At 62.6% G+C, this 24,928-nt stretch carries 31 protein-coding genes and 1 pseudogene; 18 read left to right on the plus strand and 14 right to left on the minus strand.

The features are described 5' to 3' along the window. The first annotated feature begins 3 nt into the window (after window positions 1-3). Together NKI79_RS23360 and NKI79_RS23365 are read left to right on the plus strand one after the other, a co-directional pair. The gene (locus tag NKI79_RS23360) at window positions 4-516 is read left to right on the plus strand and encodes a GNAT family N-acetyltransferase (RefSeq protein WP_352804865.1); all 513 of its coding nucleotides are present in this window, start codon (window positions 4-6) and stop codon (window positions 514-516) included. Beyond that, window positions 513-1,544 carry a histone deacetylase family protein gene (locus NKI79_RS23365; protein ID WP_352804867.1) on the plus strand — a complete coding sequence of 344 codons (1,032 nt, stop codon included), beginning with the start codon at window positions 513-515 and terminating at the stop codon, window positions 1,542-1,544. The genes NKI79_RS23360 and NKI79_RS23365 overlap by 4 nt, the downstream gene beginning before the upstream one ends. Before the next feature lie 18 nt (window positions 1,545-1,562). On the opposite strand, the gene NKI79_RS23370 is transcribed toward NKI79_RS23365, so the two are convergent. Both NKI79_RS23370 and NKI79_RS23375 read right to left on the minus strand, forming a co-directional pair. After that, entirely contained in the window at window positions 1,563-2,828 is a 1,266-nt protein-coding gene (locus NKI79_RS23370) for a cysteine desulfurase-like protein (RefSeq protein WP_352804870.1), read from the minus strand. Window positions 2,829-2,876: 48 nt separating this feature from the next. Further along, window positions 2,877-3,944 carry an aldo/keto reductase gene (locus tag NKI79_RS23375; RefSeq protein WP_352804872.1) on the minus strand — a complete coding sequence of 356 codons (1,068 nt, stop codon included), beginning with the start codon at window positions 3,942-3,944 and terminating at the stop codon, window positions 2,877-2,879. 329 nt (window positions 3,945-4,273) lie between these two features. Here NKI79_RS23375 and NKI79_RS23380 point away from each other — a divergent pair, with 329 nt between their 5' ends. Further along, window positions 4,274-4,438: a hypothetical protein gene (locus NKI79_RS23380; protein WP_352804874.1), complete on the plus strand. Its 165-nt coding sequence runs from the start codon at window positions 4,274-4,276 to the stop codon at window positions 4,436-4,438. Between the two features lie 52 nt (window positions 4,439-4,490). Here the strand turns inward: NKI79_RS23380 and NKI79_RS23385 are convergent, their stop codons facing one another. Next, window positions 4,491-4,997 carry a DUF1993 domain-containing protein gene (locus NKI79_RS23385; protein WP_254817666.1) on the minus strand — a complete coding sequence of 169 codons (507 nt, stop codon included), beginning with the start codon at window positions 4,995-4,997 and terminating at the stop codon, window positions 4,491-4,493. Between the two features lie 123 nt (window positions 4,998-5,120). Here NKI79_RS23385 and NKI79_RS23390 point away from each other — a divergent pair, with 123 nt between their 5' ends. Continuing rightward, window positions 5,121-6,158: a DUF1176 domain-containing protein gene (locus NKI79_RS23390; RefSeq protein WP_352804876.1), complete on the plus strand. Its 1,038-nt coding sequence runs from the start codon at window positions 5,121-5,123 to the stop codon at window positions 6,156-6,158. On the opposite strand, the gene NKI79_RS23395 is transcribed toward NKI79_RS23390, so the two are convergent. The 6 genes and pseudogenes from NKI79_RS23395 to NKI79_RS23415 form a co-directional block, all read right to left on the minus strand. After that, window positions 6,155-7,012: an alpha/beta hydrolase family protein gene (locus tag NKI79_RS23395; protein WP_352477380.1), complete on the minus strand. Its 858-nt coding sequence runs from the start codon at window positions 7,010-7,012 to the stop codon at window positions 6,155-6,157. The two genes, NKI79_RS23390 and NKI79_RS23395, sit on opposite strands and share 4 nt — an antisense overlap. 92 nt (window positions 7,013-7,104) lie before the next feature. Further along, entirely contained in the window at window positions 7,105-8,715 is a 1,611-nt protein-coding gene (locus tag NKI79_RS23400) for an NTP transferase domain-containing protein (protein WP_352804878.1), read from the minus strand. After that, a complete protein-coding gene (locus NKI79_RS23405) occupies window positions 8,712-9,416 on the minus strand; it encodes an XdhC family protein (RefSeq protein ID WP_352506413.1) in 705 nt (234 codons plus the stop codon). Before NKI79_RS23405 ends, NKI79_RS23400 begins: the two co-directional genes overlap by 4 nt. 6 nt (window positions 9,417-9,422) lie before the next feature. Continuing rightward, window positions 9,423-9,761, minus strand: a complete 339-nt coding sequence (locus NKI79_RS23410) for an XdhC family protein (protein ID WP_352804880.1) — start codon at window positions 9,759-9,761, stop codon at window positions 9,423-9,425. 63 nt (window positions 9,762-9,824) lie between these two features. Next, window positions 9,825-9,920: pseudogene (locus tag NKI79_RS33325) on the minus strand (AAA family ATPase); the annotation flags it as partial. Between the two features lie 67 nt (window positions 9,921-9,987). Then, window positions 9,988-10,482 (minus strand): flavin reductase, encoded by a 495-nt coding sequence (locus NKI79_RS23415; protein WP_352506415.1) that lies wholly within the window; start codon window positions 10,480-10,482, stop codon window positions 9,988-9,990. Between the two features lie 180 nt (window positions 10,483-10,662). Between NKI79_RS23415 and NKI79_RS23420 the strand changes: the two genes are divergently transcribed. Beyond that, entirely contained in the window at window positions 10,663-11,736 is a 1,074-nt protein-coding gene (locus tag NKI79_RS23420) for a branched-chain amino acid ABC transporter substrate-binding protein (protein ID WP_352804883.1), read from the plus strand. Window positions 11,737-11,750: 14 nt separating this feature from the next. Further along, window positions 11,751-12,770 carry a P1 family peptidase gene (locus NKI79_RS23425; protein ID WP_352477511.1) on the plus strand — a complete coding sequence of 340 codons (1,020 nt, stop codon included), beginning with the start codon at window positions 11,751-11,753 and terminating at the stop codon, window positions 12,768-12,770. A gap of 47 nt (window positions 12,771-12,817) precedes the next feature. On the opposite strand, the gene NKI79_RS23430 is transcribed toward NKI79_RS23425, so the two are convergent. Then, window positions 12,818-13,072 (minus strand): DUF2171 domain-containing protein, encoded by a 255-nt coding sequence (locus NKI79_RS23430; RefSeq protein ID WP_254817658.1) that lies wholly within the window; start codon window positions 13,070-13,072, stop codon window positions 12,818-12,820. 246 nt (window positions 13,073-13,318) lie between these two features. On the opposite strand from NKI79_RS23430, the gene NKI79_RS23435 reads away from it, so the two are divergent. Genes NKI79_RS23435 through NKI79_RS23450 form a run of 4 tightly spaced genes read left to right on the plus strand, consistent with a single transcriptional unit; the run spans window position 13,319 to window position 16,495 of the window. Continuing rightward, entirely contained in the window at window positions 13,319-14,044 is a 726-nt protein-coding gene (locus NKI79_RS23435; RefSeq protein WP_352804886.1) for a DUF2259 domain-containing protein, read from the plus strand. Window positions 14,045-14,055: 11 nt separating this feature from the next. After that, window positions 14,056-14,556, plus strand: a complete 501-nt coding sequence (locus NKI79_RS23440; RefSeq protein WP_352804889.1) for a hypothetical protein — start codon at window positions 14,056-14,058, stop codon at window positions 14,554-14,556. Between the two features lie 59 nt (window positions 14,557-14,615). Next, a complete protein-coding gene (gene purB / locus NKI79_RS23445) occupies window positions 14,616-15,923 on the plus strand; it encodes an adenylosuccinate lyase (RefSeq protein WP_352804892.1) in 1,308 nt (435 codons plus the stop codon). Then, on the plus strand, window positions 15,923-16,495 hold the full coding sequence (locus NKI79_RS23450; RefSeq protein ID WP_352649170.1) for an RBBP9/YdeN family alpha/beta hydrolase: 573 nt from the start codon (window positions 15,923-15,925) through the stop codon (window positions 16,493-16,495). Before purB ends, NKI79_RS23450 begins: the two co-directional genes overlap by 1 nt. Window positions 16,496-16,500: 5 nt before the next feature. On the opposite strand, the gene NKI79_RS23455 is transcribed toward NKI79_RS23450, so the two are convergent. Continuing rightward, window positions 16,501-17,313 carry a VOC family protein gene (locus NKI79_RS23455; RefSeq protein WP_352804894.1) on the minus strand — a complete coding sequence of 271 codons (813 nt, stop codon included), beginning with the start codon at window positions 17,311-17,313 and terminating at the stop codon, window positions 16,501-16,503. 271 nt (window positions 17,314-17,584) lie between these two features. Here NKI79_RS23455 and NKI79_RS23460 point away from each other — a divergent pair, with 271 nt between their 5' ends. Continuing rightward, window positions 17,585-18,133, plus strand: coding sequence for an RBBP9/YdeN family alpha/beta hydrolase (locus NKI79_RS23460; protein ID WP_352477510.1), 549 nt, complete (start codon window positions 17,585-17,587; stop codon window positions 18,131-18,133). On the opposite strand, the gene NKI79_RS23465 is transcribed toward NKI79_RS23460, so the two are convergent. Both NKI79_RS23465 and NKI79_RS23470 read right to left on the minus strand, forming a co-directional pair. Further along, the gene (locus NKI79_RS23465; RefSeq protein WP_352506422.1) at window positions 18,130-18,903 is read right to left on the minus strand and encodes an HpcH/HpaI aldolase family protein; all 774 of its coding nucleotides are present in this window, start codon (window positions 18,901-18,903) and stop codon (window positions 18,130-18,132) included. The two genes, NKI79_RS23460 and NKI79_RS23465, sit on opposite strands and share 4 nt — an antisense overlap. 118 nt (window positions 18,904-19,021) lie before the next feature. After that, window positions 19,022-19,342 (minus strand): DUF1476 domain-containing protein, encoded by a 321-nt coding sequence (locus tag NKI79_RS23470; protein WP_254817651.1) that lies wholly within the window; start codon window positions 19,340-19,342, stop codon window positions 19,022-19,024. Window positions 19,343-19,612: 270 nt separating this feature from the next. Between NKI79_RS23470 and purC the strand changes: the two genes are divergently transcribed. Genes purC through NKI79_RS23500 form a run of 6 tightly spaced genes read left to right on the plus strand, consistent with a single transcriptional unit; the run spans window position 19,613 to window position 23,116 of the window. After that, the gene (gene purC / locus NKI79_RS23475) at window positions 19,613-20,407 is read left to right on the plus strand and encodes a phosphoribosylaminoimidazolesuccinocarboxamide synthase (protein WP_023674725.1); all 795 of its coding nucleotides are present in this window, start codon (window positions 19,613-19,615) and stop codon (window positions 20,405-20,407) included. 40 nt (window positions 20,408-20,447) lie between these two features. Next, the gene (gene purS, locus NKI79_RS23480; protein ID WP_352477508.1) at window positions 20,448-20,690 is read left to right on the plus strand and encodes a phosphoribosylformylglycinamidine synthase subunit PurS; all 243 of its coding nucleotides are present in this window, start codon (window positions 20,448-20,450) and stop codon (window positions 20,688-20,690) included. Window position 20,691: 1 nt separating this feature from the next. Then, window positions 20,692-21,360 carry a phosphoribosylformylglycinamidine synthase subunit PurQ gene (gene purQ / locus NKI79_RS23485; RefSeq protein ID WP_352477368.1) on the plus strand — a complete coding sequence of 223 codons (669 nt, stop codon included), beginning with the start codon at window positions 20,692-20,694 and terminating at the stop codon, window positions 21,358-21,360. A gap of 31 nt (window positions 21,361-21,391) precedes the next feature. Then, window positions 21,392-22,057 (plus strand): glutathione S-transferase family protein, encoded by a 666-nt coding sequence (locus NKI79_RS23490; protein WP_352477367.1) that lies wholly within the window; start codon window positions 21,392-21,394, stop codon window positions 22,055-22,057. Between the two features lie 2 nt (window positions 22,058-22,059). Then, the gene (locus tag NKI79_RS23495) at window positions 22,060-22,470 is read left to right on the plus strand and encodes a hypothetical protein (RefSeq protein WP_352477366.1); all 411 of its coding nucleotides are present in this window, start codon (window positions 22,060-22,062) and stop codon (window positions 22,468-22,470) included. 4 nt (window positions 22,471-22,474) lie between these two features. Next, entirely contained in the window at window positions 22,475-23,116 is a 642-nt protein-coding gene (locus NKI79_RS23500) for a Pr6Pr family membrane protein (protein WP_352804900.1), read from the plus strand. 14 nt (window positions 23,117-23,130) lie between these two features. On the opposite strand, the gene NKI79_RS23505 is transcribed toward NKI79_RS23500, so the two are convergent. Then, window positions 23,131-23,376 carry a DUF1127 domain-containing protein gene (locus NKI79_RS23505; protein ID WP_352738039.1) on the minus strand — a complete coding sequence of 82 codons (246 nt, stop codon included), beginning with the start codon at window positions 23,374-23,376 and terminating at the stop codon, window positions 23,131-23,133. 92 nt (window positions 23,377-23,468) lie between these two features. Between NKI79_RS23505 and NKI79_RS23510 the strand changes: the two genes are divergently transcribed. Continuing rightward, window positions 23,469-24,881 carry an aminotransferase-like domain-containing protein gene (locus tag NKI79_RS23510; protein ID WP_352506428.1) on the plus strand — a complete coding sequence of 471 codons (1,413 nt, stop codon included), beginning with the start codon at window positions 23,469-23,471 and terminating at the stop codon, window positions 24,879-24,881. The last annotated feature ends 47 nt before the right edge of the window (window positions 24,882-24,928 follow it).

Raw genomic sequence — 24,928 nt, forward strand, 5'->3', positions numbered from 1 at the left:
GCCGTGACCAACCCACCGTCAAGAGACATCGTCATCCGCGCCGGCCGGGTGGAGGACGTCGAAACCATCCACGCCGCGCTCCTACGGCTCGGCGCGCATGTCGGCGCACATCAGGAGATCACCTCGACAGCTCGGGATCTCCGCACCTATGGCTTTGGCGAGAAGCCTGCCTTCTCGACCCTGATCGCCGAGGTCGGCGGCGAGTTTGCCGGGCTTTGCCTGCATTTTCCAATCTTCTCGACATGGATGGGACGGCCCGGCGTCTATGTGCAGGATCTCTATGTCGAGGACCGTTTTCGCGGCCGCAGGATCGGCGAGCGCCTGCTGCGCCGGGTCGCGGCGCAATGCCGGAAGGACGGCGGCGTCTATCTCAAGCTGTCCGTCGATTCCGACAACGAGACCGCCAAGGCTTTTTACGAACGGTTGGGCATTGCCTGGTCCAGCTACGAGCAGGTGCAGAAGATCGTCGGCGACGCCTTTTTCGCCTTCGCCGATGCACCGGAGGAGCCAACATGAAAGCCTTCTATGCCGAAGAACAGAAGCGCCACGACCCGAAGGCGTTCCTCTCCAGCGGCGCGCCGCAGCCCAATCCGGAAAAGCCGGAACGGATCGAGCGATTGTTGGCCGGCGCAAAGGCTGCCGGCTGCACGATCGAACGGCCGCGGGATCACGGACTCGGCCCGATTGCCGCGGTACATACGCCGGAATATCTCGAGTTCCTTCACCATATCTTCGCGCGCTGGCAGCGCATCGAGGGCGCCTCGGCCGAGGTCATCCCCAACATCCACCCGATCGCGCGGAACGGCTGCTATCCGGCCTCGGCGGTAGGCCAAGCCGGCTACCACATGGCCGACACAGCCTGCCCGATCTCCGGCGAGACGTGGCAGAGCGCGCTTTGGAGCGCCTGGAGCGCGGTTGAAACCGCCGAGGCGGTGATGTCGGGGGCGCCGGCCGCCTATGCGCTGTGCCGGCCGCCCGGCCATCACGCCTTTGCCGACGTCGCCGGCGGCTTCTGCTTCATCAACAATTCGGCGGTCGCCGCACAGGTTCTGCGCAAGCAGGCGGCGCGGGTGGCGATCCTCGACGTCGACCTGCATCACGGCAATGGCACGCAAGGCATCTTCTATGCCCGGCCGGACGTGCTCACCGTGTCGCTGCATGCCGACCCGGTGCGGTTCTATCCGTTTTTCTGGGGCCATGCCGACGAGCGCGGCGAAGGCGCCGGCCTCGGCTACAATCTCAACCTGCCGCTGCCGCGCAAATCCGGCGATGCGGCTTTCCTCGAAGCACTGGCGGCAGCGTTCCAGCGCATCAACGCCTTCTCGCCCGATGCGCTTGTGGTCGCGCTGGGGCTAGACGCCTTCGAAGGTGATCCGTTCGGCGGGCTGACGGTGAGCACGCCTGGTTTTTCGCGCATTGGCGAGGCGATCGCCCGGCTCGGCCTGCCAACGGTCATCGTCCAGGAAGGCGGTTATCTGTGCGACGAGCTCGGCGACAATCTCACCGCCTTCCTCACCGGTTTTGGCGGCGCCCACAAGCGATGATCCGTCGGCGTGGCCCGCTCAGGATCGCTCCTGCCTCAGCATGGCGACAACGCGGTGCACGCTCTCCAGCGTCTCGTCGATCTCGGCTGCAGTGTTGTAATGGGCGATGCCGATGCGCACCACGCCCTGCTCGGCCGGAATGCCGAGCTGGTGGACGATCTCCCAGGCGTAGTTGTGGCCGGACCACAGGAAGATGTTTTCCGCATTCATCTGCCGCACGATCGTCTCCGGCGCTATGCCTTCGACAGTGAACGACACCGTCGGCACACGCTCATCCATCCGCTTCGGATCGGTGATGCCGTGGATGGTCAGGCCGGCAATATCCGACAGACCGTCGATCAACTGTTGCGTCAGCGGGTTCTCGTAAGCGATTGAGACTTCGAAGGCCTTGGCGATTTTCCGCCGACGCGACCCTTGCGCGCCAGCTGCCGCTCCCAACTCGGCAAAATAATCGACAGCGGCCGACAGGCCGGCCATCAATTCAATTTGCGGCGTGCCGAGCTCGAAGCGCTCCGGCAAGGCATTGGACGAGCAACGGCATTTATACGGCTTAAGCGCATCGATAACGTCCAGCCTGCCCCACAAAATTCCCATATGCGGGCCGAAGAACTTGTACGCCGAGCAGATCAGGAAATCGCAGCCGAGGTTTTGGACGTCGATCAGACCATGCGGCGCGAACTGGACGGCATCGACGTAGACCAACGCACCAGCCCCTCTAGCGATGCCGGTCAACGCCTTCACCCGGTTGATCGACCCGGTGAGATTGCTGGCGTAGTTGAGCGCGACGAGCCGCGTCCTCTCGGAAAGCAACGCGGCGAGCGCCGCCTCCTCGATCTGCCAGCTCTGCTGGTCGAAAGGCAGCCAGCGCACGACAAGGCCAAGGTCTTCAGCCAGTTGCAGCCAGGGTGAGACGTTGCCCTCATGGTCCATGCGGGTGAGGATGATCTCGTCCCCGGGCTTCATCGTGCGGCCGAGCGTTCGCGACATGTGGTAGGTCAATGTCGTCATGTTGGCACCGACGATAATTTCCTGCGGACTTGCCGCACCCAGGAAATCGGCCATCGCCAGATGGGCCTCGTCGACAATGTCCTGTGCCGCAATGGTGGTCTCGAAGAAGCCGCCGAGGTTGGCATTGGTGGTCAGCAGGCAGCGTGACACCGCGTCCGCCACCGACTGCGGGACCTGCGTGCCGGCAGGATTGTCGAGATAGATGCGCCGGCGGCCCTTGTCGGTCAGCGACAAAGCCGGAAATTTCGCGCGCACCGCGTCGATCCGGAAGCCCATGGCTGTTCCCCTCTCCTTATGACGATCGGACAACCACGTCCCGACGCATCAAGGGCACGGATTGCCGACGCGCTGATGGACTGCATCAACGGCCTTCTGCATGTCCTCGGTCCAGACCACGTCGGCGGAAGAGAGCGCCATTTCGAGTTGCGAAATGGTGGTGGCGCCGATGATGTTCGAGGTGACCAAGGGCCGGTTCGAGACATAGGCATTGGCAAACAGCGCCGGCTCCATGCCGAAGGTGCGCGCCAACCGGTTGTATTCGAGCTGCACCTCGGCAGCATTCGGAGTCTCGTAGCGCTGGCCGCGGTTGAACAACTGCGAGCGCGAGCCCTGCGGCCGCGCGCCATGATCGTATTTGCCGGTCAAATAGCCTTGCGCCAGCGGTGAATAGGCAAGCAGCGACACCTGCTCGCGCACGCAGACTTCGGCAAGGTTCACCTCGAAGGTGCGATTGACGAAATTATAGGCGTTCTGCAGCGACGCGACGCGCGGGCCGAGGCCCTTGTCGGCTTCGGCAATGAAACGCATGACGCCCCAGGAATTCTCGTTCGACAGGCCGAAATGGCGGATCTTACCGGCCTTCACCAGTTCATCGAATACGGCAAGCGTCTCGGCGATCGGCGTCTCGCCTTCCTGCACGCCCGCGGCATCGGAGCGTCGCGGCAAGGTACCGATGCGGTTCGGATTGGCGCCCCACGGCACGTCGCGTTCCGGCCAATGGATCTGATATAGGTCGATGTAATCGGTGTTGAGCCTGGCGAGTGACTTATCAATAGCGTCGAAGATATCGGCGCGCACCAGTTTAGACGGGCGGTCGCCGCGAAACCAAGTGTTGGCGGTGCGACCAACTACCTTCGAGGCGATGATCACTTGGTCCCGATTGCGCTTCTCCTTCATCCAATTGCCAATGATTGCCTCGGTCCGGCCTTGTGTCTCCGCCTTGGGCGGGATCGGATAGAGTTCGGCGGTGTCGATGAAATTGACACCGCGAGCAAACGCCAGATCCATCTGGGCGTGACCGTCCGCCTCGGTGTTCTGCTGGCCCCAGGTCATCGATCCGAGGCAGATTTGCGACACGAAAAGATCGGTCTGGCCGAGACGGCGTTTGTGCATGGAGTTTCTCCGGCGGGAATTTTGCGCGGCTGCGCGAGGAGGAAGCAATAGCATACAGGAAAGCGCCGCCCGCTTCCAAGCCCACCGACGGCAGGCCAGGCGACTTTCCCGGGATGCCGGCGAACGGAGTTTTCGCTGCGGCCAACAAAAAACCGGCCAAGTGCCGGCACTGAGGCCTACGGTCGAAGCACCGCCGAAGTTTCGCCGGAACAGCCGAATTATGTCAAAAAAGATCAGGGCAGCATGGCTGCCATGCGAATGCTGCACTGCACAATTGTCATGATCTGCCTATATTGACGGCCGTGGAGGTTCAATAAAGGGCTTGAATCATGGGATTCTTCACTGAAATGTTCGCCCGTCCGCGTCCGCGGGAACAGCTGCGTTATCGTGCGGCACTGGCGCTGCTCCATTCGATGAGCAATGCCGATCGCGCCGATATCGGCGTCAAGCCGGCCGATTTCCCGCGCATCGCCCGGGAAATGTCCATACGCTAAACAGCGCGCTCGTGAGATATCCCGCCGCAGCGGGATATCTCACGAGCTGATCTCAACGCAATCCGAGGAAGATCGACTTGCCCAATGGCACGCCGTTGTGGCGCAGGATGTCGTAGGCGGTGGTCAGGTGGAAGTAGAAATTGGGCATGGCGGCATGCAGCAGATACTGCATTCCCGGCATCGAAACCTCGCGCCCGGCAAGCCGCAGTTCGACCATCCTGTCATCTGAACCATCGAATTCGGCCGCCGAAAATGTCGCGAGATAGTCGAGCGTCTTGGTAAGGCGGGCCTGCAGATCAACGAAGCTCGTCTCATTATCCTCGTATTTTGGCACCTCACGCCCGGCAAGCCGCGACGGCGCGCCCTTGGCGTGATCGGTGGCAATCTGTACCTGCCTGGTCAGCGCAAACATGTCCGGCGCCAGCCTCGCCGTCAGATACACCTGCGGATCAATCTTGCGATCAGCCGCATTTTGCTCGGCAATGTTCAGCACATTGGCTAGTGACTTCAGCCTCGCCGAAAATACCGGCACGGATGCTTCATACATTGATATGGTCACAAGAAATCTCCACGCGGCCCTACTGCCTATGGCGAGAGGTAGCGCTTTCGCAGGCGATTGTTCAAGCGTCACCACGTCGCCGCAATCGATATGATAGGATTTTTTATCGAGTGGAGGTTCCCGATGAGACGCGCCCTTTTTGCAGCGACCGCCTTTATCTCTCTTGTCGTTGCCGGCCAATCGGCGCTCGCCGCAGACGCGCCTTATATCGACGACAGGTCGAATGCCGAAGCGGTGATCCGGTCGCTTTATAGTGCCATCAGCCGGCACGAATTCGCGCGCGCCTGGGACTATTTCGGCGGCACCAAGCCGGCCAAGGATTTCAATTCCTTCGTCAAAGGCTATGACGGCACGGACACGGTCGAAGTCAAAACCGGTGGCGTATCCGAAGACGGGGCTGCCGGCAGCATCTACTACAGCGTTCCGGTCGCCATCCGGGCGACGGCCAAGGACGGCAGCGAGAATGTCTTTGCCGGCTGCTATACGCTGCGCCAGATCAACGCCTCGATCCAGCAACCGCCATTTCGCTCGATCTTCATCGACAAGGGTGCGCTGAAACCCTCAAAGGCCGATTTCGAGGATGCCGTGCCGGCAAGCTGCGGCGAAGGACCGCCGCCGCCGAAGAAGGACGCAGCGCTTGAGCAGGCCAACAAGGCGTTTGCCGCGACCTATGGCGACCAGTGCGACAAGGATCTTTTGGCGCAGAAGCCGGATATTTTCTCGATCCACTACAAGGACAAGGATGCGGCTGCCAGCGATCCCGAAAGCGAAACGCGGCTTTTCCATTTCGCCTGCTCGGCCGCGGCCTACAACGAAAACTCGATCTATTACATGAGCGACGACGTGCTTGGCGTAAGACAATTGCAGTTCGCCGAACCTGAAATGGACATCCGCTACGAGAACAATGACAGCGACGGCAAATTGCTGGGCATGACCATAGTTGGCTTCCAGACCTCCGGCTGGGCAACCAATTCCGATTACGACGAAGAGACCAAGACGATCACCACCTTCAACAAATGGCGCGGCATCGGCGATGCCTCTTCGTCGGGGACCTATCTGTTTCGCAACGGCGATTTTTCCCTGGTCCAGTACGACGTCGACGCGTCTTATGACGGCGAGGAAAATCCGCAGACGGTCGTCGACTACAATACCGCGCCTTAAGGGGCCTCCGACAACATCCAGTTGAGCGTGCCGCGCCAGTCGGTCATGCGGATGGGCGTGCCGTGCGTGCCGGTCTCGAAGCGGACGAAGCGTGTGGGATAGCTCTTTGATTTGGCCAGGATGGAGCGGAAGAAGGCTTCCTGTTTCTCGATTGGAAACACCGGGTCCTTGCTGCCTTGGCCGAAGAAGACCGGCACACGACGCTTGAAGGCGGGGCTTGAGAAGAAACTCTCGTCCCATAGCGAGCCTAGCAGCAGCAGCCCATCGATGCGCCGGCCGGTATCATTGCGGGCGGCCAGCTTCCAGCATAATGAGCCGCCCATCGAGCCGCAGGCGACGAAGATTTTTGCGCTCGGCGATTGTTCGGCATAGTGGTCGATCAGCGCGGCGATCTGGGCGGCACCTGTGTCGCCGAAATCGGAAAAGTCCGGCGATAGATAGAGACCGCCATTGCCCGCCATCAGGTTCTTGATGCGGTTGAAATTACCGCCGAAGGTGAAGTCGTCGGTGCCCTGCTTACGGCTGCCGCCCTGCCCGTGCAGATAAAGCACGATGATGCTGGCGCCCCCGGTCTTGCCGACGGCAATGTGGCGGACATCGCCGGCGTCGGTCTTCAGCAAGAGATCCTGCTGCACCTTGCGCACGCCGGTTTCGGTGTATTGCGCGTGCACACGACGCTCAGGCACTTCGTCACGAGCGTTGATGTCGCGCAGCTCACGATAATCGACCACCGTATAGGCGCCGTTGCTCTCGGACGAGAGTGTGACCGGATAGGCGAACAGATCGTCCTTGAAGGGTTTGAGTTCGAGAGCGTTGGCGTAGGCGACACAAAAGAGCTGCAAAAGAATCGCCATCGGCAGGGCCGGGAGGCCCGCGGGGGGCAAGCGGAACCGGAAGCAGGAACGAAAGGCCATCCCTCAGCCATGCGTTTTTCGGCTTCGGTTTGTCAATCCTGCAGCACGCCGCCGGCGCCTTCCAGCGCCTCGCGCGTGTCGACATCGATCGCTGCCCCTTCGCCGATCTCGACATCGATGACGTCGAGCCCTTCGGCCTCGACCAGATGGCGGGCGCCGGTATCGCCTTGGAGGTGAGCGATCGCGGCAAACAGCGAGCGCGGCAGCAGCACCGGATTGCCGCGCCGCCCAGCGTGCGAGGCCCGCACCACCGATCGGCCTTCGGACCTGCGGAACGCCTCGATCAGCCTGTCGAGGTCGGCCGAGGCGACGCCGGGCATATCGCCGAGGACAATCATGGCGCCGGCGGCGTCGCCGGAAATCTTGGCGATGCCGGCCTTTAGCGACGAAGACAGACCCTCGGCGAAATCCGGATTGTCGGCGAAGGTCATATCGAGGCCAGACAGTGCACTGCGCACGCGCTCGCTCTGGTGGCCGGTGACGACGATGGTGGCCGCGGCTTTCGAACCGACCGCGCGTTCGGCGGTGCGGCGGACCAGAGGCTTGCCATCGAACAGTGCCAAGAGTTTGTTCGGCCCGCCCATGCGGCTGGAGCGGCCGGCGGCCAGAAGTACGATCTCGACCTTTGGTTCGGCTTTGGCCGGCAACGGCTCGCGCGGTTGCGGCCGCGTCGGAATTTCCATCAACAGCCCGCCGACACCCATGCCGGCAATATCCCTGGCGGTCACGTCGAGACCGGCGATCAGCCGGTCGAGCACCCAGTCGAAGCCGTTCTCCTTGGGACTGCGGGCGCAGCCCGGCGCACCGATGATGCGCTTGCCGCCGAGTGTGCCGAGCACCAGCAGATTGCCGGGATCGACCGGCATACCGGCTCGGATGACAGTGCCGCCCGCCCTTTCGATCGCAGCAGGAACGACGTCGCCGAAATCGGCCATCGCCGAAGCGCCGAAGATCACCACCATATCGTTGTCGCGGATCAGCGAGGCCGCAGCCTCGGCGACGGGGATAATTTCATGCGGCGTTCGACGCTCCGCCGTCAGCCTGCCGCCCGAACGCGCCAGGCGTGCTTCGGTGACGCGCAGCGTCTTGTCGAGCACGCTGGGTTTGATGCCGGGCAGCACCGTCTGGATGATGCCGACGCGCACCGGCTGATAGGCGTTGACCGCAAAGATCTCGCCGCCCGCGCAGATCCTTGCCACCGCATCGACCAAAGCGGAGGCGACCGCAAACGGAATGATCTTCACCGTTGCTACCATCTGACCTTTTTCGACCGGCGCATGCTGCGCGAGCGTGGCGATGGTGATCGTCGGATCGACGGCGTTGATGGCGTCGATCATCGCCGCGTCGACGGTGAACATGCCGGCAGCCTGCGCGTGGAGGTTGACCCTACCTGTCGCGGCAGGCTTCGCCTCGATGTTGCGATGGATCATACATGCGGCGATCTTTTCAGCGGCGACGTCCTCGCTGAGATCATCGGGCGCCAACACCGCCGCGACGACCTCGGAAACGCCAGCGGCCTTCAACAGGGACACATCCCCGGCGCTTAACCGGTGCGCCTTGCGGAAGCGGCGCTCTCCGGCTGTGGTGGCGTGCGCAAGCACTGCCCCTTCGGCCGCATCGATCGCAACGGGACCAAATTTCACGCGACTGCGCCTTTGGATTCGAGGCCGCGGGAGCGAAAGGCGTGGATCGCTTGCGCCAATACCGCGACGGCTATCTCGGCCGGGCTGGCAGCTCCAATGTCGAGGCCGATCGGGGCATGAATGCGGGCGATCTGGTCGGCTGTCGCCCCCGAAGCCAGCAGGCGTTCCACACGTTTGGCGTGGGTCTTGCGGCTGCCGAGCGCGCCGACATAAAAGCAGCCGGCGTCGAGCGCCGCCTTCAGCGCGAAATCGTCGATCTTCGGATCGTGGGTGAGAGCAGCCAGCGCCGTATAGTTATCGAGCGGCTGACGCGTCAGCACATCCTGTGGCCATTCGGCATGCAGCGCGATATCGGGAAAACGATCGGGCGTGGCAAAGGCCGTGCGCGGATCGATGATCTCGACAGGATAGCCGGCGATCCTGGCCATCGGTGCCAGCGCCTGGCTGATGTGGACGGCGCCGATCACCACCAGGCGCGGCTGCGGCAGATGTGCGTTGAGGAAGAACGTGCGCCCCTCAGCTTCGACCGAACCAGAATTGCCCGTGCGAAATGCCTTGGCGACGGCCGCCCCGAGTTCACCGGCTACCCGGTCTCCCTCGCGCACGACACGGTCGCGGCCGTCGCCGAGATCGGTGACCAGGATTGCCGCGCGGCGGGCGCGGCGTTCGGCGTTGAGTGTCTTCAGCGCATAGGGATCCATTCGAGATCAACCCAATCTTTCTACATAGACCTTGATGCGGCCGCCGCATGACAGGCCGACTTGCCAGGCGGTTTCGTCTGCGACGCCGAATTCGAGCATTTTGGCCTTGCCGCTATCGATAACCTCGAGCGCCTCGGCGACTACGGCGCCTTCGACGCAGCCGCCCGAGACGGAGCCGTGGAAATTGCCTTCGGCGTCGATGACCAGGTGGCTGCCGACCGGCCGCGGCGCCGAGCCCCAGGTCTCGACCACGGTGGCAATGGCGACATCCTTGCCGTCCTTCATCCAGCCCTCCGCGATGATTAGCGGGTCGCGAGCCTCATCGAGATAGATACTGCGTTCCATGATTTTCTCCTTGGGAGACATGTGGCTACGCGACGCGCTTCACGCCAGCCTCGATCCACCGGCGCGGGTCGACCGAACCCATAAAAACAGCACGGTTGCCAGCAACCGGTCCGCCACATAATCCGCACGGGTCAACAGATCGAGCGTCTCGTCGATCATCCGCGGCGCCGGACGCGGTTTTCCACTTGGTCATTCTGTCTCCGCGGGCGCGGCCATCTGAAAGCCTCTACAAAGCGTGGTAGCCGCGGTTGTGATAGATCAGCGGCCGCAAATTGTCGCCGATGCGCAAACCTGTAACCTTGCCAAAAAGCACACGGTGGGTCGCCAGATCCTTGGAGTCGATCAGTTCGCAGTCGAAGACAGCGAGCGCGCCCTTCAGCGTCGGCGCACCGGTCGAGATCACATCCCATTCGGCCAACGCGAAACGCTCCTCGACCGGCAGGCCGGTCATGCCGGAAAAGCCGATCGACAGCGGCTCCTGATCCGAAGCCAGCGTGTTCAGGGCAAATTTGCCGTTTTCCACGAACGGCTCATTCTTGGGATTTTCGCGATTGAGGCAGACCAGGATGGTTGGCGGCGTGTCCGACACCGAGCAGGCCGCGATCACCGTCGCGCCGCGCCTGCCGGCGGGGCCATCGGTGGTGACTACATGCACATGACCGGCAAAATGGGCCATCGCGTCGCGGTAGGCCTGCGGCCCGATGTCATTCTTCTTCAGCACCGATGATTTTCCACTAGTCAGAACCAACCGTTATATATGGGGGGATATTGCAGCCCACAAGCGAAGTGCTTGACGTATATCCTGGATTCCCGTGTTGCGCCAAAGCTGGCCAGCCTTTAGGTCTTGACGGCATTGGCGCCGGCAGAACACGCGACCGGCGCGGAGGAATTCTTCGCTCGCATGCGACCTTGGACAACCACAATAGCGGTGCTGGCCTGGCTCTCGGTCGCCGGGGGTGCGAGCGCCGAGAGGCTGCTGGTCGGCGTCGCGGCACCGCTGTCGGGGCCGTCGGCGATCCTCGGCAAACAGATCGAGGCAGGCGCGACAATGGCGGCTGAAGCGAACGACGCCGAAATCACGACGATCGATGACGCCTGCACGGCCGATGGTGGCGCCGCCGCCGCGCGGGAGTTCGCCGCGGCCAAGGTCCACGTCGTCATCGGGTTTTTGTGCACGGACGCAATCGAGGCGGCTCTGCCGATCCTCAAGGATGCCGGCATACCGGTGATCACAGTCGGCGTTCGCACGGAAAGCCTGACCGACCGGCGCGCCAAGACGGGATGGCCGATCTATCGTCTCGGGCCGCGCGGCGACGACGAGCGCAATGCCGTCGCTGCCATCCTCACCCGCCTATGGCAGACCGAGCTGTTCGCCATCGTCGACGACGGCACGATCTATGGCCGCGAAATGGCCGAGACGTTTCGGGCAGCCGCCGAGCAAGCGGCCCTGAAGCCGGTGTTCGTCGACACGTTCCGGCCGCAGCTCGACAACCAGATCGGCCTGATCGGCCGACTTAAGAAAGCCGGCGCAACGCATGTCTTTGTCGGCGGCGACGGCGATGATGTCGCCATTATGGGCCGGGATGCTGGCCAGCTAAATACCGGCATGGTGTTTGCGGGCGGCGAAGCGTTGCGCGCGCCGCTCGGCGATGTGCCTTATGCCATCGGCACGCTGATGATCGCGCCGCCCGAATGGGCCGATGTCGCCGACCCCAAGGTGCTGCAGAGCTTTGCCGGGCAAAACATCGTGCCGGAAGGTTACACCCTGCCCGCCTATGCCGCGGTCGAGATCGCCAAGTCGGCTTCGGCATTGACGCAAAGCTCCGGCGAGAGACTGGCCAACGTGCTGACCGCGCATGACTTCGCCACGGCGATCGGACCGATCCGCTTTGACGAAAAAGGTGACCTGACGCAAAATCCTTATCGAGCCTACCGTTTCGACGGCGGCCGTTTCGTGCCGGCGGAGAGCCAATGATGTCCAGCACGGGGATGTTCCGTACGGGTCCGCGCAATCTCATCACCGACGTCGCCGGCCTGCGTGTCGGCAATGCGGCGAATGCGAAGCTGAAATCCGGTGTGACCACCGTCATCTGCGACGAACCGGCCGTGGCCGGCGTGCAAATCCTGGGCGGTGCGCCAGGCACCCGCGAAACCGACCTGCTCGAGCCGCACAATTCGATCCACGCCATCCATGCCGTGGTGCTTTCGGGCGGCTCGGCTTTTGGCCTTGACGCCGCGTCGGGGGTGCAGGCGGCCTTGCGCGAAAGAGGCATCGGCGTCGAGGTCGGCGGCTTTCGGGTGCCGATCGTGCCGGCGGCGATCCTGTTCGACCTGCGCAATGGCGGTGACAAGGATTGGGGCCGGTATCCGCCTTACCGCGACCTTGGCTACGAAGCCGCGCAAGCCGCCGCGATCGACTTTGCGCTCGGCACTGCCGGCGCTGGTAGTGGGGCTTTGAGCTCCGGCCTGAAGGGCGGGCTCGGCTCGGCCTCGACAGTGCTGGACAGCGGCGTCACCATCGGCGCGCTCGCCGCCGTCAACCCGACGGGCTCGGTGACGGTCGCCGGGACCCGCCATTTCTGGGCGGCGCCGTTCGAGATCGGCGACGAGTTCGGCGGCTTAGGCTTTCCCCACCCAATGCCTGACGATGCCAGAAAGATCCTGCTGAAGTTCCGTGACAAGCATGCCGCAGAGCAGGCGGAAACCGGCGCCAATACGACCATCGCCGTGATCGCCACCGACGCGGTACTCACGAAGGCCGCCGCCAAACGCCTGGCGATATCAGCGCATGACGGCTTTGTCCGTGCCATTTGGCCGACGCACACGCCCGCAGACGGCGATCTGGTCTTCGCGCTGGCAACGGGCAAGAGTGGCATCGAGCTCAGGCCCAACGATGCGATCGATCTCTACGCCGCCGCCGGCGCCACGATGGCGCGCGCCATCAGCCGCGGCGTCTTTGCCGCGACGCCGGCCGAGAGCGATCTGTTCCCGGTCTGGTCGTCGCGCTGACCGCGCAGGGCTCATTCGGATTTGCCGTAACCGGACTGGACTTATGATCAAGTGGGGTCGGATTTTTCTTCCTCGAACGTGACCGCAACGTCTGAGTTTGCCGACAGCCGCACCTTCTGGCCCTCGACCTCGGCGACAAGGCTGAGAGGAATGAAGTGGTGATGACCCCTGTGAGCGCCCTCACCGCTGTCGCGCTTGGTCAGCTTGATGCGATCTCCGTCAACCTTGTCGACGGTACCGACATGGACCCCGTCGGCGCCGATCACTTCCATACGTTCGCGAATCTTGGCTGCATCTGTCATGGGGGTCTCCCTTATAGCGCCGCGCGCCCTTTTGAACGCGCAAAGGACGCTCTAAACATTTTGACTCAATGTGCCGTGCCTTCCGAAATCGATCCTGATTTTCGGAAGGCACGATGCGGTGAAGCTGCCGACAATAACAAACGACAGCCGGATTGGATGCATCGACTTTGTGTTTCAGTCAGCACGATCTTTTGACGGCATCGTGATAGGAATTTAACGGCGTCGACCGCCTGAATGGAATTCCCCATGCGAAATCTTGCTCTGTTTGCCGTCTGCCTGCTTGCCCAGCTTGCAACTTTGGCCGCCGCCCACGCAGGCGATGTCGCCGAGCTTGAGATCCTCGGCTTCAGCCGCGATGGCGGGGTCTCTGCCTTCGAGGAATACGGCGTCCAGGACGGATCGGGATTTCCCTATGCAAACCGCTATTATATCGACACGGCCGACGACAGTTTCCTGAAGGGCTCGCCGATCCGTGTCCGGCTCGACGACGAGAATGCCGCGGTGGACGCGGCGCGGCTGCAGGCCCGGCAAAAGGGCGAAGCGATCGTCAGTCAGGCGGAACTGAAGGCAAATCGCGGCATCACCGCCGGCTTCAACCCGGTGACCGAGCTTTCTGCCGATCCCTTCCGCATGGTGGTCAATCCGCGCCCGATCTTTTCGCCGGTCGACGAGCCGCTCGAGTTCCGGCTCGACCAGATCGGCATGAATGACACCGAGCGCTGCCAGAGCCAGGGCGAGATCAATGGCTTTCGCCTGCTGCGCGTCGAGGCGAAGGACGGCGGTCAGACGAGCATTATTCACGAGGACAAATCGATCCCGCAAAGCAGAGGCTGTCCGAATGGCTACCAGATCGGCGCGGTTCAGACATTTTCACTGGATAGCCTCAGCGCCTATGCCGTGCTGATCGCAGTGCGCCAATACGGGTTCGAAGGGCCGGACTATCGCTGGATTGCGGTAACCGGTCGCCTGTGACGTTCCCCGCCATGCGCTATCGCGCCCTGCATCGTCTCCGCCGCGCTCTGCCGTCGCTGCGCACGGCATTTGCCGGTGCCTTGCTGTGGGCCATGGCGATGGGCGCAAGCGCGCTGCTCAATCTGCTGCAGTACGATTGGGAGACCCCGGCAAAGATCCGCTTCGTCTCGCTGCTTTATGCAGCCGGCGGTGCGCTCGCTTTCCCGATTGGGCTGTTCCTGGCGCGGCTCGTCTCGCTCGGGCGGCACTGGGAGATCGCCCTCGCCGCCGCCTTCGTCTGCCTTCTCGCAGCGACGATTATCGTCACCGGCGGCCTCTTTGGACTGCAATACCGCTCCTACTATGTCCAGTGGCATGCGCCCGCGTTCACCATCACCTGGGTTTTCCAGTTCGTGTTCACGATGTTGACGGCACTCTACCAGTTCGTCGTCCTTGGCATCCGGCTGTATTTTCCGCTCGGTTTCATTGCGCTCGCTGTCGCCAGTGTCTGGTTTGCGCGCCAGCAACGTTGAGCATTTTGCCTGCCTCTGTTAGGACGCGGGCAAATGCTCTCGCAAGTCAGGACCGACTGATGATCCCTCGCTACTCCCGGCCGGAAATGGTGGCCATCTGGTCGCCCGAAACCCGGTTCCGCATCTGGTTCGAGATCGAGGCCTATGCCTGCGACGCATTGGCCGAACTCGGCATCATCCCGAAGGAGGCCGCTAAGACCATCTGGGAGAAAGGCGGGGCGGCGAAATTCGATGTCGAAGCCATCGACGAGATCGAGCACGTCACCAAGCATGACGTCATTGCCTTTCTCACCCATCTTGCCGAATTCGTCGGGCCGGATGCCCGCTTCATCCACCAGGGCATGACATCCTCCGACGTTCTCGACACCTGTTTTGCCGTGCAGCTCACCCGCGCCAGCGACATCCTGCTGGCCGACATTGACGGGCTGCTTGCGGCGCTCAAGCGCCGCGCCTTCGAGCACAAGGACACCATCACCATCGGCCGCAGCCACGGCATCCATGCTGAGCCGACCACCTTCGGCGTCAAGCTGGCGCAGGCCTATGCCGAATTCTCGCGTTGCCGCGAGAGGCTGGTGCACGCACGCGAGGACATCGCCACGTGCGCCATCTCGGGCGCGGTCGGCACCTTCGCCAATATCGATCCATATGTCGAAGAATACGTGGCCAAGAAACTCGGACTGAAGCCGGAGCCGGTGTCGACGCAGGTGATCCCGCGCGACCGCCACGCGATGTTCTTCGCCACGCTCGGCGTGATCGCCTCGTCGATCGAGCGGCTGGCGATCGAGGTGCGCCATCTGCAGCGCACGGAGGTACTCGAAGCAGAAGAGTACTTTTCACCCGGCCAGAAGGGTTCGTCGGCGATGCCGCACAAGCGCAACCCGGTGCTGACCGAGAATCTAACCGGCCTTGCCCGCATGGTGCGCTCGTTCGCATTGCCGGCAATGGAGAATGTGGCGCTGTGGCACGAGCGCGACATCTCGCATTCCTCGGTCGAGCGCATGATCGGGCCCGACGCGACGGTGACGCTCGATTTCGCGCTCTCACGGCTGACCAGCGTTGTCGACAAACTGCTCGTCTACCCCGACAACATGCTGAAGAACATGAACAAATTCCGTGGCCTTGTGCATTCGCAGCGCGTGCTGCTGGCGCTGACGCAAGCTGGCGTTTCGCGCGAGGACGCCTACCGGCTGGTGCAGCGCAACGCGATGAAGGTGTGGGAGCAAGGCGCTGATTTTCTTGAGGAACTTTTGGCCGACAAGGACGTTGTCGCTGCCCTGCCCGAGGCCGAGATCCGCGAAAAATTCGACTTGGGCTATCATACCAAGCACGTCGATACGATCTTTAGCCGAGTGTTTGGAGAGGCCTGATGATTTCGTCGGCCGGAGATTTCGATTTCCTTGCCCTGCCCGGGCGCGGCAACTCCGGGCCGGATCATTGGATGTCGCATTGGTGCCGGGTGTTCCCCAATTCGAGCCGCGTGCTGCAGGCCGAGTGGGACCGGCCTAAGCCTGGGGACTGGATCGGCCAGGTGGATGCCGCGGTGGCCGCCGCACCGCGCCGCGTCGTGCTACTTGCGCATTCGCTGGCGGTGGCGACGGCGGTGAAGTGGGCTGCCGGCGCCCGTCAAAGCCAACTCGACAAGGTCGCGGCGGCATTCCTGGTTGCCGCGACCAATGTCGAGGATACCGATCCCTCATTCGACGCGGTGCGCCCGTTCGCGCCGATGCCGCTGAAGCGCCTGCCCTTCCCGGCATTGGTGGTGGCGAGCCGCAGCGACCCGCGCGTCACTTTCGACAAGGCGACCGCTTTTGCCGCAGCCTGGGGCGCGGATATCGCCGATGCCGGCGATCTCGGCCATATGGGAAACGAGGCCGGCCTCGGCCTGTGGCCGGCGGGCCTGCTGATGCTTGGCCGCTTGCTTGAAAAGGCGAAGCTCTAACCGAACTACGCCTTGCCGGGAACGGTCCTGATCACCGTGCCCCACGGATCCTCGCGGGTCGTTGCATCAGCCACATTGTCCGAACGCATCTCGACCCAGGCCAAGCCGGAGCGGGCGGGATCGCGGCGGCCGGCACCCGCGCTCTGCCACGCATTTGCGCCAATGTGGTGATGGTAGCCGCCGGACGACAAGAATACCGCCGCGCCACCGTATTTTGCCGCGGTGTCGAAACCGAACTCCTGATGCCACCATGCTTCGGCTTCTTCCGGTCGGCCGACCCGCAGATGGACGTGGCCGATAATGCTGTTTTCCGGCGCGCCCTGCCAGCCGACGTCACCGGCCGGCACTTCGGCAATGACCGACGGAATGTTCAGCCGCTCCGTCGCCATCGCGATCTTGTCGCCATTCCATTTCCAATCCTGGGGGCGGCGGTCGGCATAGATCTCGATGCCGTTGCCTTCCGGGTCGGTAAGATAAAGCGCCTCGCTGACCAGATGATCGGACGCGCCCTCGATGCCAATCTTGCCCGCGATGGCGTGGTTGATCCAGCGGCCGAGATCGGCCCGGCTAGGGAGCAGGAAGGCGGTGTGGAAAAGACCGGCGCTGCGCGGGTCATCGGGTTTCGCAGCCGGATCCGCTTCGATGTCGAGCAAAGGGCGATTGACTGCGCCGAGCGTAATCGTGCCGCCGGCGCGGCTCAGTTCCTGCAAACCGACGACTTTGCGATAGTAGGCAGCGAGATTTTCTGCATCGCGCGCCCGCAAGCCGACGCGGGCAACGCTGACCGGGGTCGTTGCGGCAAAAGGCAGTTCGCTCATCAAAGTGCTCCGTTCAGCCGGCGCTCGACAAGCTTCCAAGGAGGAATCCGGCGCCATCAATCATTCTACGCCGTGTCCGTGCCAAAAATCTCGGAACAGCCATTCTTTCCTGGCGACAGATCGTCGATCGCTATCGTTCACACAAGAGCGCAAGAAGCGAACATGGTGTTCACAATAGCGGGCAGAACCGGGCTCATGAGAGGCCGTTTGCGTGTCGCTGTTGCGTTTATACCCGGTTGCACCCGACAGCGCCTCTCGCTACATGCGCGCCATGAAAGTCAGGGAAGCAGATATTCTCATCGTGCCGGGCTACACCAATTCCGGCCCCGATCATTGGCAGAGCCGCTGGCAGTCGAAACTATCGACAGCGCGCCGCGTCGAACAGACGGAATGGTCGAAGCCGGTGCGCGAGGATTGGACGGCCGGTGTCGCCAAGGCGGTTAACGAGGCCGAGCGGCCGGTCGTCATTGTCGCTCACTCGCTTGGCGTCGCCGCGGTCATCCAGGCATTGTCTCGGTTCGAGCGACCGGTCGCCGGCGCTTTCTTCGTGGCGCCGCCCGATGTCGCCAATCCAAAGATAAAGCCGAGGCACCTGATGACCTTCGGTCCCTATCCGCGCGATCCTCTGCCATTTCCGTCGGTGGTGATCGCCAGCCGCAACGACCCGTTCTGCGCCTTCGGCGTCGCCGAGGACATTGCCGCGGCGTGGGGCTCGCTGTTCATCGACGCCGGCGATGCCGGTCATCTCAACGCGGATTCCGGCTTCGGCCCCTGGCCCGAAGGTTCGATGACGTTCGCGAAATTCCTGACGGATCTTTAGGAAGCGATCGAATCCCTGACGCTGCTCAGCAGGGTCTTTGCCCCAAGCGAAATCAGCGAATGCTCCGAACCCATCGCCAGCAGCCGGTAACCCATCGACACCACACGACCGGCAATGGCCGGTTCCATCACATAGATCGCCGCATGTTTGCCGGCCTTGCGGGTGCGCTCGGCGATCGAGGCGACGGTCTCCATCATGCTCTCCAGCGTCGAACTGACGGTGGTCCCCTTCGACCAGGCGATCGAGAAATCCGAAGGGCCGAGGAAGATCCCGTCGATACCCGGCGTGTCGAGAATGCCGTCGAGTGCAGCAAGCGCGGCGCGCGTTTCGACCATGGCGAACGCCATGGTGCGCTGGTTGCTGTCGCGCAGCCAGTCGGCATGATCACCCTTGCCATGGCGCGGAAAGGCATAGGTGGGGCCCCAGGAGCGCTCGCCGAGCGGCGGGTATTTCATGGCGGCGGCAAACAGCCTTGCGTCCGCCACTGAATTCACCATCGGCGCAATCACAGCCTCGGCGCCGAAGTCGAGCGCGCGGCTGGCCATGTCGAAGCGGCCGACCGGGATGCGCACCAAAGCCGGCTTGTTGGCGGCCAGCACCGGCACAAGCCCGCGCAGCACGCTGTCCTCGTGATGGCCACCATGCTGCATGTCGAGCGTAACCGCGTCGAATCCTTGTCTGGCCAGTATCTCGACCGTCAAAGCATCCGGCACGCCTGACCATGCGGTGAACAGTGTCTCGTCGGCCGCAAGGCGTGACTTCAGGGACATTGGCGATTTCCTCTTTGGTTGCAACAATTCAGCCGGAAATGACCGCAAAGGCAAAGAAAAACCGCCCGGTTGGGCCGAGCGGTCGATTGGTCCAGCATTCGATCGGTATCGAGAAGGATCAGGTGTTCTTGATCTGCTCGATCGCCTGCGCCATCAATTCATCCATGGTGCGGCGGATCTGATGGTCCGACTGGTCAATGCCCGCCGCATCGAAATCCTTGCGTATCTTGCGGAAAACGTCGTGATCGCCGGCTTCCTCAATGTCGCTGACGACCACTTCCCTGGCATAAGCGTCGGCATCGGTGCCTGACTTGCCGAGCTTTTCGGCAGCCCACAGGCCGAGCGCTCTGTTGCGGCGTGCCGCTGCCTTGAACCGAAGTTCCTCGTCGAATGCGAATTTGCGCTCAAAGCCCTCTTCGCGGTCTTTCATGCTGCTCATGGCATCCCTCCGTGAAATCCGATTCGTCGTGCCAATATGTGTTGCCGGAGCACAAACCAAAAGGGCGCCGGCCGGTCAATATGCTACATTGCTTGCTGCGCTGCGGCATTTCGGTCCCCGAAAGCGGTTGATTGAAAGGATTTGCCGATTGAGCAAACAGTGCGATTGGGATAGACACCGGCATTGAACCCCACCGTCGCCATCTTATTTTAGGCAGACGGACAGGAACTGGTCGCTTGCCGCCTGCCCGCAAATCCAGAGAAAAATCAGATGAAAAATCGCCGCCGCATTTATGAAGGCAAGGCCAAGATCCTTTATGAGGGACCGGAGCCTGGCACGCTGATCCAGTTCTTCAAGGACGACGCTACCGCTTTCAACAAGAAGAAGCATGAAATCGTCGATGGCAAAGGCGTGCTCAACAACCGCATTTCCGAGCACATCTTCAATCATCTCAACCGGATGGGCATTCCGACCCACTTCATCCGCCGGCTCAACATGCGCGAGCAGCTGATCAAGGAAGTCGAGATCATCCCACTCGAAGTGGTGGTGCGCAACGTCGCCGCCGGCTCGCTCGCCAAGCGTCTCGGCATCGAGGAAGGCACCGTGCTGCCGCGCTCGATCATCGAATTCTATTACAAGGCCGATGCGCTCGACGATCCGATGGTCTCGGAAGAGCACATCACCGCCTTCGGCTGGGCGAGCCCGCAGGAGATCGACGATGTCATGGCGCTGGCCATTCGCGTCAACGACTTCCTTTCCGGACTGTTCATGGGCGTCGGCATCCAGCTCGTCGATTTCAAAATCGAATGCGGCCGCCTGTTCGAAGGCGACATGATGCGCATCGTCGTCGCCGACGAGATTTCGCCGGATTCCTGCCGGCTGTGGGATGTGGCGACGCAGGACAAGCTCGACAAGGATCGTTTCCGCCGCGACATGGGCGGGCTGGTCGAAGCCTATCAGGAAGTTGCCCGCCGCCTCGGCATCATGAACGAGAACGAACCGCCGCGTCCGGCCGGGCCGGTGCTGGTCGCATCGACCGACGGCGTCAAAGGCAAGCCGCACTGATGGCTTGCCCGCTCAACAGGTGAACAGGAGCATGTCCAGCGTGATCAAGGCCCGCATTACCGTAACCCTCAAGAACGGCGTGCTAGACCCACAAGGCAAGGCAATCGAGCATGCGCTGTCCGCAATGGGTTTCGGCGGCGTCGGCCAGGTGCGGCAAGGCAAGGTTTTCGATGTCGAGCTTGCCGAGGGCGACAGGGCCAAGGCCGAGGCCGATCTGAAAGCCATGTGCGACAAGCTTCTGGCGAATACGGTGATTGAGAATTACGCGGTGGAGATCGCCTGAGGTGAAATCAGCCGTCGTCCTGCTCCCCGGCCTCAATCGCGACCGCGACATGATCGCGGCGCTGACCAAGATTTCCGGCACGCCGCCGGTCACCGTCTGGCAGACGGACACCGAAATTCCCGATGTCGACCTGATCGCCATTCCCGGCGGCTTTTCCTTTGGCGATTATCTGCGCTGCGGCGCCATTGCCGCGCGCATGCCGGTACTGCGGGCTGTCGCCGAAAAGGCAGCCAAGGGCGTCATGGTCATCGGCGTCTGCAATGGCTTCCAGATCCTGGTCGAGGCCGGCCTGCTGCCGGGCGCTTTGATGCGCAACACCTCGCTGAAATTCGTCTGCCGCCAGGTGAAGCTGCAGATCGCCAATGCCAACACGATGTTCACCCGCCGCTACCAGCCGGGCCAGATCATCCGCGCGCCGGTGGCGCACCATGACGGCAATTATTTTGCCGACGCCGAAACTTTGGCCCGCCTCGAAGGCGAAGGCCAGGTGGTGTTCCGCTATGCCGAAGGCACCAATCCCAACGGCTCGATCAACGACATTGCCGGCATCGTTAACGGCCGCGGCAACGTGCTCGGCCTGATGCCGCATCCCGAGAACCTGATCGAAGTGGCGCATGGCGGCAGCGACGGCCGGGCGCTGTTCGAAAGCGCCTTGGGCATCGCCGCTTGATGCCTTCAATTTTCCTCCTGGAGCGACGGTCATGAAACTCTATTCGCGGCCGTTGTCGCCCTATTCGTCGATCGTGCGGGCGCTGGCCTACATCAAGAACGTGCCGCTGAAGGTCATTGCACCGCCGCCTGGGTTTCCCATCCCCGAGGCATTTCGTGCCATCTCGCCGCTGAACCGGATTCCGGTGCTGATCACCGGCTCGGGCGAAACGATCGTCGAATCGGTGGTGATTGCCGAATATCTGGAGGAGCGCTTTCCCGAGCCAGCGCTGCTGCCCAAGGATTCGAAGGACCGGGCACTGGTGCGCATGTTCGCTCGCATCACCGACCTTGACGTGCTCGCCCCCACCATGAAGCTGTTTGAGCTCTATTTCGTGCCGCAGCGCAACGAGGCCGAGATCAAGGCACAGTTCGCCCGACTGCATCACGGGCTTGCGGCAATCGAGGCCCGCATGGCGCATGGCCCGTTTGCACTCGGCGACGACATCTCATTCGCCGATGCGTGGCTGACGCCGACCCGCTTCGTCTTCAACAATTTTAGGGCGACGATCGGCCGCCCCGACCTGCTTGATGCCTATCCGAAATTCGATGCCTATGAGCAAATCGCCTTGCAGCATCCGGCGCTGTCGCGCGTCTGGGGTGAGATGACAGACGGTCTGAAGATCTTTCTGTCCGAACTCGAGATGGGCGCCGCTTGACCATGCGATCGACACTGGCCCGCCTCGCCCTCGCCGCTTCCGCCGGTCTTGTACTCGCCTCCTGCCAGTCAGGCCCGAAGAGCACGCCAGCGCCGGCGGGCAAGAGCGCGTCACTGCTTGCCATGGAGCAGGTGGCAATAGCTGCCCACAAATGCTGGATCGCCAGCAAGGACCCTGCGTTCAAATCCTACCAGATGGCCAACGAACTGAATTCGTTCAGCGGCACGCCGCGCTTCCTGCTGGTGCCGGCCAAACACTATGGCGGAAAGCCGTTGCTGGTCGTGCAGGCGCAAGGCAATTCGAGCCGCGTCGACGTGTTCGGCCCATTGATGTCGGAACCGCTCGGCGCCCGCATCGGCTCGGACATTGCCCGCTGGCAGGCGGGCAATCCGGCCTGCGCTGCTGCTGCCTAGCCCAATGGGTCGCTTGCTGCAGATCACCGGTCTGGTCGTCGGCCTGGCCGGGCTCGTCCTGCAGCTCTGCATCACCGTCCCGGCATCAATGGAAGCCGGCCGCGGCTTTGTCGGCTCGCTGGTCTTCTATTTCAGCTTCTTCACCATCCTGACCAATATCGGCGCGGTGCTCGTCCATGCCTCGTTGCTGTCGTCAGCGGGTTATGCCTGGTTTCCGGCTTTTGCCGCCCCACGGATGCGGGCGGGCGTAGCCGTCGCCATAACGCTGGTTCTCATCGTTTATGCAACGGTCTTGGCGCAGCTTTGGCAGCCGCGAGGGCTGTTCCTGCTCTGCGATGTGCTCTTGCACTATGTGACGCCGGTGTTGTTCGTGCTGTGGTGGCTTGTGGCGGGCGCCGACGGCTCGACGCGGTGGCGTGACATCTCCTGGTGGATGATCTATCCGATCGCGTATCTGGCCTATGTACTGGCGCGGGCGCCAATATCGGGCGAAGTGCCCTACCCGTTCCTCAACGTCGCCAAGAACGGCGCGACCAGCGTCGCCGTCTCGGCCGTGGCCATCACGGGGCTTTTTCTCGTGCTATGTATTGTGGCGGTGCTTGTGGACCGCGGCGTCGCGCGGCTCAGGACGGCGAGCGTCCGCTGAAGCGCTCGAACGCATCAGTCCCAGAACGGCCTTAGACCTTCACGATGGGCATCGCAGCGCGAGATACCGATGTCCTTGAGCTGATCGTCGGTCATCTCCAGCAGGACCAGCCGACTGCGCCGGCGCTCCAGCAGACCATCGATCCATCGGACGAATGACGTGACCACTTGCACGATCCGGCGAACATAGGATCTCCGGCCCGACGAGCGGCTTCCGGTCAATTCAACTGCCGCGTAGCGGATTGTCTCTATTGTACCCATTGTCTTTCTGCCAAGATTGCAATTGTGCCTTTCGTGCGGCCCGCTTCATATGTATTGACTCCCATTTCGGTGCAATGTAAAAAATTGTCACCATGACAACTTGGCTTCCGGACCTGACCGCCCGCACCGGCCCGCTCTATCAGCGGCTTGCCGATTCCATCGAGACGGACATCGACCGCGGCCTGATCGGTGCAGGGGCAAAGCTGCCGCCGCAGCGCGATCTGGCATACGACATCGGCACGACCGTCGGCACGGTCGGCAGGGCCTATCAATTGCTGCGCGAGCGGGGACTGGTCAGCGGCGAGGTCGGCCGCGGAACCTATGTTATCGCTCAACAGTCGGAGAGCGCAAAGCCGGATTTCCTGGGGCCGGTCGAACAAGGCACACGCTATATGGATGCGCCCGGCGACAAGCTGCGCTTCGATAGCACGGCCGCACCGGATGTCGGCCAGGGTGCCATCGTCGCCGACGTGTTGACACGCACGGCGCAAGACCATCCGCATGAGATTTCAAGCTATACTCGTGATTTCCCGGACCGCTGGTTGGAAGCGGGGAGGCGCTGGTTGTCGCGCAATTCCTATCGCCCGGCGGCGGATGCAATCGTTCCCACGCTCGGCACCCACGCCGCGGTGATGGCAACCATTGCGGGACTCACCGCCCCCGGCGACTATGTCGTCTTCGAGCACCTCACCTATTCGCAGATCTCCCGCAGTGCCGGCCTGATCGGTCGCCGGACCGCGCTGGTGGCGGCTGACGACGAGGGCATAGATCCCCAGGATTTCGAGCGCGTCTGCGCACAAAAGCATCCGAAGATGATTTTTTTGATGCCGACGGCGAAGAACCCGACGCTGACAACGCTGTCGGCATCGCGCCGCGAAGCAATCGCGCATGTCGCCCGTCAATATAACGTCGTCCTGATCGAGGACGATCTCTATGGTGGACTGACCGATGACCCAACGCCTTTAATGGCCGAATATGCTCCCGAACGGACCATCGTTGCCGGCGGCCTGTCGAAATCGGTCGCGGCGGGTGTTCGCGGCGGTTGGCTCGCTTGCCCGCCGGCCTACCGTCACCGCATCCGGGTCGCCCATAAGATGATGACGGGCGGCCTGCCCTTTCTGCTGGCGGAGGTGGGCAGCCGGCTGGTGCTGTCCGGTCAGGCCGCCGAGATGCGCAAGCGCAGCATTGCCGAGATCGGTGCGCGCATCGCGATCGTGCGCGAGACACTCGACGGCTTCGACTTCAAGGCGCTGGACAATGTGCCGTTCGTCTGGCTCACTTTGCCCGACCCGTGGCTGTCCGGCACCTTCAAACAGGCTTGCCTCGAACATGGCGTGCTCATCGACGACGAGGATGAGTTCAAGGCAGGGCGTTCCGAACAGGCCTTTCATGGCGTGCGGTTTGGCATCTCGCAGCCGCGACAGCGGGACGATATCGCGCACGGCGTCGCGGTGATCCGGCGGCTTCTGGACGAGGGCCGCGCCGGCTACGACAGCTTTTCCTGAACCGGCTTGAAACCGGCGGGTCGAGTGGCGATCTTTCGCTACTTGCC

Source organism: Mesorhizobium sp. M0340 (genome assembly GCF_040321535.1).
Lineage (GTDB): Bacteria > Pseudomonadota > Alphaproteobacteria > Rhizobiales > Rhizobiaceae > Mesorhizobium.

Excerpts from the sequence above, each read along its gene's own strand:
- NKI79_RS23435 (WP_352804886.1), top strand. The coding sequence starts at position 13,319 with ATGCGAAATCTTGCTCTGTTTGCCGTCTGCCTGCTTGCCCAGCTTGCA.
- NKI79_RS23380 (WP_352804874.1), top strand. The coding sequence starts at position 4,274 with ATGGGATTCTTCACTGAAATGTTCGCCCGTCCGCGTCCGCGGGAACAG.
- NKI79_RS23495 (WP_352477366.1), top strand. The coding sequence starts at position 22,060 with ATGCGATCGACACTGGCCCGCCTCGCCCTCGCCGCTTCCGCCGGTCTT.
- NKI79_RS23430 (WP_254817658.1), bottom strand. The coding sequence starts at position 13,072 with ATGACAGATGCAGCCAAGATTCGCGAACGTATGGAAGTGATCGGCGCC.
- NKI79_RS23455 (WP_352804894.1), bottom strand. The coding sequence starts at position 17,313 with ATGAGCGAACTGCCTTTTGCCGCAACGACCCCGGTCAGCGTTGCCCGC.
- NKI79_RS23425 (WP_352477511.1), top strand. The coding sequence starts at position 11,751 with ATGTTCCGTACGGGTCCGCGCAATCTCATCACCGACGTCGCCGGCCTG.
- NKI79_RS23465 (WP_352506422.1), bottom strand. The coding sequence starts at position 18,903 with ATGTCCCTGAAGTCACGCCTTGCGGCCGACGAGACACTGTTCACCGCA.
- NKI79_RS23460 (WP_352477510.1), top strand. The coding sequence starts at position 17,585 with ATGAAAGTCAGGGAAGCAGATATTCTCATCGTGCCGGGCTACACCAAT.
- NKI79_RS23510 (WP_352506428.1), top strand. The coding sequence starts at position 23,469 with ATGACAACTTGGCTTCCGGACCTGACCGCCCGCACCGGCCCGCTCTAT.
- NKI79_RS23395 (WP_352477380.1), bottom strand. The coding sequence starts at position 7,012 with ATGGCGATTCTTTTGCAGCTCTTTTGTGTCGCCTACGCCAACGCTCTC.
- NKI79_RS23500 (WP_352804900.1), top strand. The coding sequence starts at position 22,475 with ATGGGTCGCTTGCTGCAGATCACCGGTCTGGTCGTCGGCCTGGCCGGG.
- NKI79_RS23390 (WP_352804876.1), top strand. The coding sequence starts at position 5,121 with ATGAGACGCGCCCTTTTTGCAGCGACCGCCTTTATCTCTCTTGTCGTT.
- purC (WP_023674725.1), top strand. The coding sequence starts at position 19,613 with ATGAAAAATCGCCGCCGCATTTATGAAGGCAAGGCCAAGATCCTTTAT.
- NKI79_RS23375 (WP_352804872.1), bottom strand. The coding sequence starts at position 3,944 with ATGCACAAACGCCGTCTCGGCCAGACCGATCTTTTCGTGTCGCAAATC.
- purB (WP_352804892.1), top strand. The coding sequence starts at position 14,616 with ATGATCCCTCGCTACTCCCGGCCGGAAATGGTGGCCATCTGGTCGCCC.
- NKI79_RS23420 (WP_352804883.1), top strand. The coding sequence starts at position 10,663 with ATGCGACCTTGGACAACCACAATAGCGGTGCTGGCCTGGCTCTCGGTC.
- NKI79_RS23450 (WP_352649170.1), top strand. The coding sequence starts at position 15,923 with ATGATTTCGTCGGCCGGAGATTTCGATTTCCTTGCCCTGCCCGGGCGC.
- NKI79_RS23505 (WP_352738039.1), bottom strand. The coding sequence starts at position 23,376 with ATGGGTACAATAGAGACAATCCGCTACGCGGCAGTTGAATTGACCGGA.
- NKI79_RS23365 (WP_352804867.1), top strand. The coding sequence starts at position 513 with ATGAAAGCCTTCTATGCCGAAGAACAGAAGCGCCACGACCCGAAGGCG.
- NKI79_RS23470 (WP_254817651.1), bottom strand. The coding sequence starts at position 19,342 with ATGAGCAGCATGAAAGACCGCGAAGAGGGCTTTGAGCGCAAATTCGCA.
- NKI79_RS23405 (WP_352506413.1), bottom strand. The coding sequence starts at position 9,416 with ATGGATCCCTATGCGCTGAAGACACTCAACGCCGAACGCCGCGCCCGC.
- NKI79_RS23410 (WP_352804880.1), bottom strand. The coding sequence starts at position 9,761 with ATGGAACGCAGTATCTATCTCGATGAGGCTCGCGACCCGCTAATCATC.
- NKI79_RS23370 (WP_352804870.1), bottom strand. The coding sequence starts at position 2,828 with ATGGGCTTCCGGATCGACGCGGTGCGCGCGAAATTTCCGGCTTTGTCG.
- NKI79_RS23490 (WP_352477367.1), top strand. The coding sequence starts at position 21,392 with ATGAAACTCTATTCGCGGCCGTTGTCGCCCTATTCGTCGATCGTGCGG.
- NKI79_RS23440 (WP_352804889.1), top strand. The coding sequence starts at position 14,056 with ATGCGCTATCGCGCCCTGCATCGTCTCCGCCGCGCTCTGCCGTCGCTG.